Annotated in this window: 11 protein-coding genes; 4 read left to right on the plus strand and 7 right to left on the minus strand. The window is 40.6% G+C overall.

What is annotated here, in order from left to right; all coding sequences use genetic code 11:
- Nucleotides 1–88: 88 nt before the first annotated feature.
- The 5 genes from SPD53_RS11490 to SPD53_RS11510 form a co-directional block, all read right to left on the minus strand.
- Complete coding sequence (locus SPD53_RS11490; RefSeq protein ID WP_156857016.1) at nt 89–481, minus strand: hypothetical protein; 393 nt, start codon at nt 479–481, stop codon at nt 89–91.
- 87 nt (nt 482–568) lie between these two features.
- Nucleotides 569–1,951 (minus strand): sensor histidine kinase, encoded by a 1,383-nt coding sequence (locus SPD53_RS11495; RefSeq protein WP_336252649.1) that lies wholly within the window; start codon nt 1,949–1,951, stop codon nt 569–571.
- Entirely contained in the window at nt 1,948–2,628 is a 681-nt protein-coding gene (locus SPD53_RS11500; protein ID WP_156857018.1) for a response regulator transcription factor, read from the minus strand. The genes SPD53_RS11495 and SPD53_RS11500 overlap by 4 nt, the downstream gene beginning before the upstream one ends.
- Nucleotides 2,629–2,738: 110 nt before the next feature.
- Nucleotides 2,739–3,410, minus strand: a complete 672-nt coding sequence (locus SPD53_RS11505) for an ABC transporter ATP-binding protein (protein ID WP_156857019.1) — start codon at nt 3,408–3,410, stop codon at nt 2,739–2,741.
- A gap of 1 nt (nt 3,411) precedes the next feature.
- Nucleotides 3,412–4,446 carry an ABC transporter permease gene (locus SPD53_RS11510; protein WP_336252650.1) on the minus strand — a complete coding sequence of 345 codons (1,035 nt, stop codon included), beginning with the start codon at nt 4,444–4,446 and terminating at the stop codon, nt 3,412–3,414.
- A gap of 203 nt (nt 4,447–4,649) precedes the next feature.
- Between SPD53_RS11510 and SPD53_RS11515 the strand changes: the two genes are divergently transcribed.
- Nucleotides 4,650–4,946 (plus strand): hypothetical protein, encoded by a 297-nt coding sequence (locus SPD53_RS11515; RefSeq protein WP_336252651.1) that lies wholly within the window; start codon nt 4,650–4,652, stop codon nt 4,944–4,946.
- Nucleotides 4,947–4,956: 10 nt separating this feature from the next.
- On the opposite strand, the gene SPD53_RS11520 is transcribed toward SPD53_RS11515, so the two are convergent.
- Nucleotides 4,957–5,283 carry a DUF4363 family protein gene (locus tag SPD53_RS11520; protein WP_229782742.1) on the minus strand — a complete coding sequence of 109 codons (327 nt, stop codon included), beginning with the start codon at nt 5,281–5,283 and terminating at the stop codon, nt 4,957–4,959.
- A gap of 95 nt (nt 5,284–5,378) precedes the next feature.
- On the opposite strand from SPD53_RS11520, the gene SPD53_RS11525 reads away from it, so the two are divergent.
- From SPD53_RS11525 to SPD53_RS11535, 3 genes are all read left to right on the plus strand, one after another.
- Nucleotides 5,379–6,062, plus strand: a complete 684-nt coding sequence (locus SPD53_RS11525) for a DUF421 domain-containing protein (RefSeq protein WP_188858527.1) — start codon at nt 5,379–5,381, stop codon at nt 6,060–6,062.
- Nucleotides 6,063–6,546: 484 nt separating this feature from the next.
- Entirely contained in the window at nt 6,547–7,608 is a 1,062-nt protein-coding gene (locus SPD53_RS11530; protein ID WP_229782739.1) for a FecCD family ABC transporter permease, read from the plus strand.
- Complete coding sequence (locus tag SPD53_RS11535) at nt 7,605–8,366, plus strand: ABC transporter ATP-binding protein (protein ID WP_156857023.1); 762 nt, start codon at nt 7,605–7,607, stop codon at nt 8,364–8,366. The genes SPD53_RS11530 and SPD53_RS11535 overlap by 4 nt, the downstream gene beginning before the upstream one ends.
- 124 nt (nt 8,367–8,490) lie before the next feature.
- Here the strand turns inward: SPD53_RS11535 and SPD53_RS11540 are convergent, their stop codons facing one another.
- Nucleotides 8,491–9,606, minus strand: a complete 1,116-nt coding sequence (locus SPD53_RS11540; protein ID WP_336252652.1) for an RNA-guided endonuclease InsQ/TnpB family protein — start codon at nt 9,604–9,606, stop codon at nt 8,491–8,493.
- Nucleotides 9,607–9,782 lie beyond the last annotated feature (176 nt).

Below are 9,782 nucleotides of genomic sequence, written 5' to 3' on the forward strand. Positions count from 1 at the left end.
TATCGTATAAATTTGAAGAACAGACAGTAAAAAAAACAGAAGTGCGAATCCTTCATTCCTCAAAGAACTGCGCTTCTGTTTTTCATATTTAAGCTTTCCCTTTATCGAACAGAGTCATAAAGAAAAACACAATATAACTAATCAGTAATGTAACGCCACCACCAATATAAATAATAAGCAGCACGGCTTCCGGTAATTCAAACGGCTTGACCATGTATAACCACATCCCAACCGAAAGGCCAACTGATCCAATAATTGCACTAAAGACATGGACTTTTGCCAAGCCTGAGATAGACGGCTGGAATACCTTATAATATACCGCCCAAGCGAAAAGGCTTAGCCAACCGACGACTAAAATATGTGCATGAACCGGTCGAAATGCATACGAACCTGCTCCAGCCATATGCGCTCCGAGGATCGCTCCAACTACACCAAAAGCAGCTGCGAATCGCAACAATAATATACTATATCTAGTATTCATTACATCCTCTCCAATTCATATAGGTGTTTTTTAACTTCCTCTATAATCTACAGAATCAATATGAATAGAGGATGAATTGGAAAGAAATTATATACGATTAGGTAACTCAACGGTGAAAACAGTCCCCTCCCCTTCTCTGCTGTCAACGTGAATCGAGCCACCATGTAATTTAATTATCGTCCAGACAATCGATAAACCGAGTCCTGTTCCCTCAACTGTTCTTGTCCGCGATGTATCGGCCCGGTAAAAACGGTCAAAAACTCTTTCCATTTCTGGATGTCCAAGCCCTATTCCGGTATCTTCAAACCGAATAATGACCGCTTCATCTTTTCCTTCAATGGATAAGTTAATGCTTCCATCCGGCTTATTATATTTAATCGCATTTGATAACAGATTATCCCAAACCGTATTCAATAAGGATGGGTCCCCGTTCAATTCAATATCCGGTAATGTATATGCCAGCATGATTCCTTTTTCATTAACCTGCCACTGATGGTTCCGCACCAACTCTTTCAACTGCTCTGCGAGATTGAACGTTTTCCGCTTTTCCAAATCATCACTGCGATCCAATGATGCGAGAAGTAATAACTGATCCGTCATACTGGACAGCCGTTTGATCTCCCCATTAATGATGGAAATATACTCAGCTCTCTCTTCCTCACTAATCGCTTCTTTTTCCAGCAAATTCGTATAACCTTTAATATTAGATAGAGGAGACTGGATATCATGGGAAATATTTGAGATGAATTCCTTCCGCACATCATCCATTTGTTCTAATTTTTTCGCCATTTGTACGAAGCTTTGTGAAAGTTTTCCAAGCTCATCATTCCGGTTTGTCCCTACTTCTACATTAAAATTAGCTTCTGCAAGCAATTTCGTTGCCGCCGTTAACTCGGATATTGGCTTAACTAGATATTTCGTGCTGATGGCTACTAAAATAATACTTAACAGAATCGTGAATACAAGCAACCAGGCAAATAGAAAATGCATTTCATTGAAGAGTAATTTAATATCCGGTCTTAGGAAGAGCGCATAATTTTTCCCGCCATGTGTTATCGGGACACCGATTGTATTCTTCAATTCATTTGCAAAGAAGCCAGTCACAAATGTTTCTTGGGGAAACTCCAGGATGCCGTGGTACACTTCGCCGTTTAAAACAAGTTCCACTGTCTGTTTCGAAAGACTCTTATCCCTGAATTCCGCTCCGTAAAAATTCCCTTCCTGAGTGTCATCAACCAAATACATTTGATAACCGACAGCTGCAATGCTCTCCAAATAGTCGATCAGATCAATGTTCGGATTCTCATCAATATATGTCGTTATCGATTCAGCGATTGTTGTAATTTTTTCATCGTTTTCCGGTTTTAATTTTTGCTGGTAATACGTATTGGATAATAGGAAAGCTAGAATACTGCTGAGTATCATGATCCCGATCGTCATGACAACAAGCTTGACATAAAGCGTCCTCATGTGCGTTTCGCCTCGAGTAAATAGCCGACCCCTCTGACAGTTTTTATTTGGAAATCATCGGTCCATGTTGAAAAACGTTTCCTGAGCCGCTTAATATGCACGTCTACAGTGCGATCATCCCCCTCATAATCAAAGCCCCAAATTTGTTCGATTAGATGCTCGCGGGTAAATGCCTGCTTCGGATGTGACATAAGAAAATATAATAGTTCAAACTCTTTTAATGGTAAAAGAATGGTCCGGTCACCGGCTTTCACTTCATACGTCCTTTTATTAATCGTAGTCTCACCGATTCGAATCGTAAATTCATCGTGTTCATTATAATAAAGGCGCAACAATGCTTTAATCCGGAACTCCAATTCCTTTGGCTCAAACGGCTTCACAAGATAATCGTCTGTTCCTGCCTGGAATCCTTGCTCTTTATCATCGATTTGACTTTTAGCAGTGAGCAGGATAACTGGAATATTGTACTGCCTCCTGATTTCCTTCGTCAGTTCGTAACCATCCATAAACGGCATCATCACGTCAACAACTGCTAAGTGACAAATTTCTTCATGAAGGATTTCTAATGCTTCAATTCCATCCTGCGCTTTCAACACGTGATAACCTTGTTCAGACAGATGGATGGATACGAGATTCAAGATATTTTTATCATCATCAACAATTAAAATAGTTGTCATTTTGTTAACTCCTATGAAAATATTTTCTTTAACCAAACTGTACAGAAAAAAACAGCCCTGTGCAATATCAAGGGCTGGGTTGGACACTAAATGTAAGTGAATTGAGATCATTAAATGACCCCATCACTCATTTTAACCACATGGTCAACAAATTTTAGTATCTCTTCATCATGTGTGACCATCAGTGTCGTGATCTTCTCACTTTTCGTCAGTTCGCGGATTAATTCCATAATATCCTGCGACCGCTTGGAATCCAAGCTTGCGGTCGGTTCATCGGCGAATAGAATTTTAGGCTTATGAATCATGGCCCGAGCAATGGCAACCCGCTGCTTCTCCCCGCCTGACATGGAAGCTGGATATGCATTTTTCCGGTGGCTCATTCCAACCAATGTCAACATCCGATCGACTTCTATTTTCTGTTCCTGTTTCGTTAATTTCGACTCGGAAACCTCAAGCATGAGCAAGAGTTGTTCTTCTGCGGTAAGAAACGGAACGAGATGGGCAAATTGAAAAACAAAACCAAATTGACTCGCACGGATCTTACGGATTTGTTCCTGATTCATTCCGGTTAAACGTTCTCCGTTCACAATTATTTGACCGACTGATACGTCTTGTAGACCTGCAGCTATCGTGAGCAGGGTGCTTTTACCGGAACCGGATGCTCCGACCAGTGCCGTAACTTCCCCTTTCTGAAGCGAGAGATTAATTCCTTTCAATATCTCTTCTTCTATTTCTCCGTTTGTAAATGTCTTTCTCACTTCTTCCATTGTTAGTATGGACATGTTACATCTCTCCTTGCTGAATTGCCTGTAAAGGATTGACCTTTTTTATCTGGATGCCTGATAAGGTCGAACCGATGAATCCAATCACGAGGAATACAATGGACAACTGCAATGTTGTTCCGACAGGTAAGCTAAAGGGCATCCCGTCCGGAGCGATCTGATTGAAAACCTGACTAAGTGCAATGGATATTCCTAGAGCGAGTAATGTAATGAATATCATTTGCGTCCACATCATTTTGAATAGACTACTAGTCTTGTAACCTATTGCTTTTAAAATGCCGTACAGGCCAATCTTTTGCACGTTCATCATATAAAAGAAAATGCCAAACAACATACCGCTAATAACAACTAGAAACCAGACAATCATATTTAATGACAGCTGTTCTGCGCTGAAGCTTGGAATCGTATGTAAAAATTCATCTTTTGTAAAAGCTTGTAGCCCGCTAACCGATTCGGTAGTTTCCCCGTTCGGTATGAAGACAAGCTGCATCTCCTCTACCCGGTACATTTCTTGATAGTTTTCCGTATGGATAAATGCAACAGGCGCGTGGCTGAATTTCTCTTGATCAACAAATCCTTTTACAATAAACTCACCACTAAATTGATTGTTCGTCAATGTATCTCCAACTTTAATGCCCTTCTCTTCCAGCGAGCGGTCCAAGATGACTTTCCCATTTCCTACTTGAGGGAAATTTTCCGAACCTGCTGACGTAACAAAGGCGACACTTTGCTGTTTGTTGTCTCCATCATTTAGAAATCCCAGCTGAATCGACAACGCTGTAGCTTGTTCCTCTTTTTCTAATAATTCTTCTTGTGTATCCAGATCAATCCTTGATAAATTATACGTCTCTTCCGCATCCTCACTCATGTAAAACTGACCATCCGGCAAATCTTTAATCAAAGCCGCATTATCCTGAGACAACCCATTCGCAAGCCCCGATATGATAAACGTTAGGAAACTAACAAGAAAAACGATCGAACCCAATATTAAAAATCTCACCTTATTCTTCTTCATCTCTTTCCAAGCAAGATTCATCCTCATTCCTCCAACCTTATTCATATCACTAACCCTAGAATACAACCCAAATATGAATAGATAATGAACAGACTGGGACAACTGCTCTGACCCCATGTCCCGATCGGGACACGGGGTCAGAGCAGTTGTCCCAGTTGGCTGGTACCTGAGCGTGTAATATTTTTTTCAAAATAAGGCATATTACTAAAAAAGGAGGAGTTACTTTGGATTTCCCGACGATTCATACTAATTTCTGGGATGGTGTCATTGCAGTTCCAGCTGTCGTTCTATTAACCCAATGCTTTAAACTTTTTCCAATTCCCAGGGCCTTCTTCCCAACGATAGCAAGCATTATCGGATTTATTATTTCCATATTCATCAGTCACCGAGGTGATTTATGGGCAGGTTTTTTTATGGGAGCCTTTTACGGAGCCGCCGCAGTTGGAACATATTCTGCTTTAAAAACAGCTTGGACCGCTTATAGACAGAAAAAGATCAAACGAGGTTTAGGGGAAACCTAAGCCTCGTTCGTCACAACGAATAAATATCTTCAATACGCGTATGAATACCGGACAATTCCATCCGAACGTTCGCCTCATCCTTCCCTTTTCCCGCAGTGATTAATTTATTGATGGCTTCATATAAGCCCTCATATTCATCCTCATCCCCTAATAATTGCAATTTCCACTTATCTTGCTTATACAATTCCTTCAATTCTTCAGCTTTCACCACGACGTCTTCCCAATCTTCTGCTTCCACCCTGCTTTCTATCTCCTTAATCTGGTCATAGAAAGCTTGACCGCCGAAATTATTTTCACAACCAACAAGTAAGACAAATAAACAGATAAAACCGATCATTTTACGCAAAGAAATGCTCCTCCTTTTCCATGAATTGATATGCATATCTTGCCCCATACTAAAGCTAAATAATAAATGTAAAAGGTGGAAAAAAGATGCCGGAACTGATATTAATCTTACTACGCTCAATCGCAGCTTTTTTATTATTATTTCTCATGGCGAGAATGATGGGAAAGAAACAAATTTCCCAGCTTACATTTTTTGATTATTGTGTTGGGATCACGATTGGCTCGATTGCTGCAACAATGTCTGTTGACCAGAATGTTAAGGCATTGAATGGCTTAATGTCATTATTCGTGTGGGGGCTCTTTCCAATCTTGCTCTCCTATATCGGAATGAAATCCAATGCATTCTCTAATCTGACAGATGGAAAAGCGACAACCCTTATAGAAAACGGCAAGATTCTTGAGAAGAATATGAAAAAGAATCTGATGAATCTCAATGAATTAATGCTCTTATTAAGGGAAAAAGACGTTTTTAAAGTGTCTGACGTTGAAATGGCTATATTAGAGACGAACGGTAAATTAAGTATTATGTTAAAAACCGATCAGCAACCGGTTACTGCAAAAATGTTAAACATGCCAATTCCCTTGGAACATGGTCCGATGATTTTAATTATGGATGGAAAAATGATGACAAAAAGCATGGAAGTGTTAGGGTTCACTGCTGAATGGCTAGAAACAGAAGTGAAAAAGCAAGGCGCCTATGATATTAGTGATGTATTTTTAGCACAAATCGATTCCAAAGGACAATTGTATGTCGATTTATATGATACTTGAACCCACTTCTTGATCAAGCATGCTGCTGGTTGCAATCCTCGTCATTCTAGCCTGGAAAGTCCCCGATTAGTACGGCCTTGACCGCTGGGCATTGCCGGCGTTAGGAACACCGTGGAAAGTACGAAATAAGATATTAGAAATCAAGCGGGCAGTGTTTTTCCACAAAATTGGATGAAACGCTGCCTTTTTTAATAAAATTATGAATGATTCAGTACATTTCCTCGAAAAGCAAGAAGAACTTGCCTCTTTTTGCTATAATGGTAATTCAATAAAGTGAAACTTCATTCAGTGGGAAATCCTTACCTTCCTTCCACTGAATATTAGTTGAACAGAATCAGGTATTTACAGACTGTTTATCCCCGACCTTCACATATTGGGTTTCCTTCCTATTTAAAGATGGGGATATTACAGACCGTTAATACGTGATAAAAAGAAAATCCAACTACCCTTACCACCCGAGAGGAGTACAAATTGAAGGTGCTTTATGAATAAATTAACAATGAGATGGAAGCGTAATCGCGTCTTTAAAACAACAATTACATTAGTGCTGATGACAATCATTCTAGCTGTCGCGTTTATCGTAGGGGTTTCTCTAGGACCGATTTCGATTCCTTTTAAAGAAACGATTATGATATTTTTACATAAACTACAGCTCATTAATTATGCTGGTTTCACAGACCAACAGTGGGTCGTCATTACAGAGGTCCGCCTTCCCCGCGTACTTGTCGCAAGCTTTGTCGGTGCTGCTTTAGCGGTTGCCGGTGTTGCAATGCAAGGCTTGTTTCGTAACCCTCTCGTTGAACCCGGTTATATCGGTGTTTCCAGCGGGGCTGCTCTCGGTGCTGTTTGTGCGATATTTTTTGGTTGGTCAGCAATAAATCAGTGGTTGCTGCCAATATCTGCATTTATTGGTGCCCTATTCGCTATGTTTGTCATCATCATTGTCTGGAAAGCGACGAATCAGCGAAGTATAGCGGTATTACTTTTACTCGGCATCGGTGTCAATTCCTTTTTCTCGGCAATGATGAACGTGCTCGTCGCTACATCTAAAAACGAACAAGAACTGCGAGGCATCGTTTTCTGGTTGCAGGGAGGCCTTGAAGCCAGAACATGGGAGCATGTCCTCATTATCTCGATTCCGATTACCATTGGTATTATCATCTTATTCTTATTTGGCAGCCAGTTGAATATGATGCTCCTCGGCGAAGATCATGCGAAAACTTCGGGAATCAACACGCGGGTTACTCGCAACTTTGTGCTTACCATTGCCGCATTAATCACCGGTGCAGCAGTTGCTGTTAGTGGAATCATCGGCTTTATCGGACTCGTTGTTCCGCATATATTAAGGCTTGCTATCGGGCCAGATCACCGACTACTCTTACCGGCAAGTGCACTTGGCGGGGCAGCATTCCTTATCTTAGCAGACTTAATTTCGCGAATGGTCATTCAGCCGATCACATTGCAGGTTGGTGTTGTGAGTGCCCTGATCGGTGCCCCATTATTTGTCTTTCTTATTATCAGAGCTTACAAAGGAGTGTCTTTATGATCGATGTTAGCAATTTACATGTAACGCTCGGTGATAAACAGATTTTAAAAAACATAAACTTTCATGTCGCGCCAGGCGAATTTATCGGTCTAATTGGTCCGAACGGCAGCGGGAAAACAACTTTACTGAAAACAATTGCCCAACTGATCACTGCTAAGGAAGGAAAAATAAAGATTGCCGGTAAGGATCAGAAAGCATACTCCCATAAAGAAATGGCACGACACTTAAGCTATGTTCCCCAGGATACCCATATCGATTTCAATTTCAATGTCAAAGAGGTTGTTTCCATGGGGAGGCATGCTCATCGTGAATTCTTACAATCCAATAAAGCTGACGAAGAGATCATAAAAGAAATGATGCTCGCAACGAATACGTGGCGCTTTCGGGATGATTCCATCCTGAATTTGTCCGGTGGTCAGCGACAGCTCGTCTTTATCGCAAAAGCTCTCGCACAAGATGCACCGTTGATTTTACTCGATGAACCAGTCTCCGCCCTTGATATCTATTACCAAATGCACATATTAAAATTACTGCAAGCACTCACGTCCCAGGGTAAGACAGTTGTAACAGTGCTGCATGACTTGAATCTTGCTTCCCGCTTTTCAGAGAAGCTACTTTTGCTGCAAAATGGCGAAGTAAGGACATTTGGCCATTCAAATGAAGTATTGACAGAAGAAAGATTAAAAGAAACCTACCATATCGATGCGAAAATAAGACGGGATGAACTAATCGATGCATTAAACGTAACCCCTCTGTGAACTGCTCCCACCACTTACCACCCTTATGGGTCGCTTGAAGTGGGGGCTTCTCGACTTATCGTTGCTTTTACTAGCCAACGAAAATTGACCGAGCTAACCCTCTCGTTCCAAGAGTTTTGGTTGCTTATGATAACGCTAATAGGCGTATCCCTTCATTTTTGATATTGATGGCGGAATTATAGTCACGATCTGCCACATAGCCGCAGGAACAACGGTAGGTGCGTTCAGATAGTTTCATCGGTTTTTCTGCACCACAAGAAGAACACTTCTTAGTGGAAGGAAACCATTTATCAATTTTCACAAGTTGTTTCCCTTGTTCTTTTAGCTTGTACGCTAAAAAGAGCGTGAACATCCCCCAACCGTTGTCGTGAACACTTTTCCCAAAGTGAAGGGCCTGAGACATTCCTTTCATGTCCAAGTCTTCGATAACAACAGCGTCATAGGTTGATGCTAATTCTTTTGATTGGTGGTGAAGAAAGTTTTTCCGTTGATTGGCTGTCTTTTCTTGTAGTGCAGCCACTTTCAAACGCTGTTTTTCCCAACGTGCAGAACCTTTCTTTCTGCGAGATAGGATGCGTTGTTCTTTTGCTAATTTGTCTAAAGACTGTCGGTAGAACTTAGGGTAATTGGCTTTCTCACCCTGTTCGCTTTCAACATATAGACCATCCATCGCAAAATCGAGCCCGACGACTTCCTGAATAGACACAGGTTTAATGTCTTTCTCGTATTCTGTCAAAATCGAAATATAGTATTTGCCTGACTTTGTTTTGGAAATCGTACAAGACTTCAATTTATAATCAGTAGGAATTTTTCGATGCTGTTTGATTTTTACTAATTTTAGTTTGGGTAATTTGATATGACCGTCTTGCAATTCAATATTTCCGTTTACTCGATCGGTTGTGTAAGATTGTTTCGCTTTCCGATTTTTGAACTTTGGAAATGCAGCATTTCCTTCAAAAAAGTTCTTATAAGCACTTTGTAAGTTCAATTGTGCATTTGCCAAAGCTAAGGAATCCACTTCTTTTAGAAATGGAAATTCTTCTTTATATTTTGCAGGAGTCGGAAACTTTTGCTCTTGAAGTGCTTCTTTATCATCTTTGAACTTTTCATACATTTCTTTTCGTTCTGCTAACATCTGATTGTAGACAAAACGAACACAACCAAATGTTTTGGCTAATAATACTTCCTGTTCTTTATTGGGTAGCATACGAAATTGGAAGGCTTTATGTTGTTTCGTCATATTCATTCACTCCATCCATCCATCAGAATGTATGTTCCTATTATACCATATGGAAGGAGTTTTGGCTAAAGCCAACCGAAATTCATCTCTCACCTACTCATTGGTGCTATTCGCAGCTTCACATTCCTTGAGGATGGGAGACTTCTTTCGGAAAACCGTTAAAAAGGGAATCATGT

The sequence above is a fragment of the Oceanobacillus sp. MO10714A genome (assembly GCF_037072045.1).
In the GTDB taxonomy this organism is placed as follows: domain Bacteria; phylum Bacillota; class Bacilli; order Bacillales; family Amphibacillaceae; genus Oceanobacillus; species Oceanobacillus indicireducens.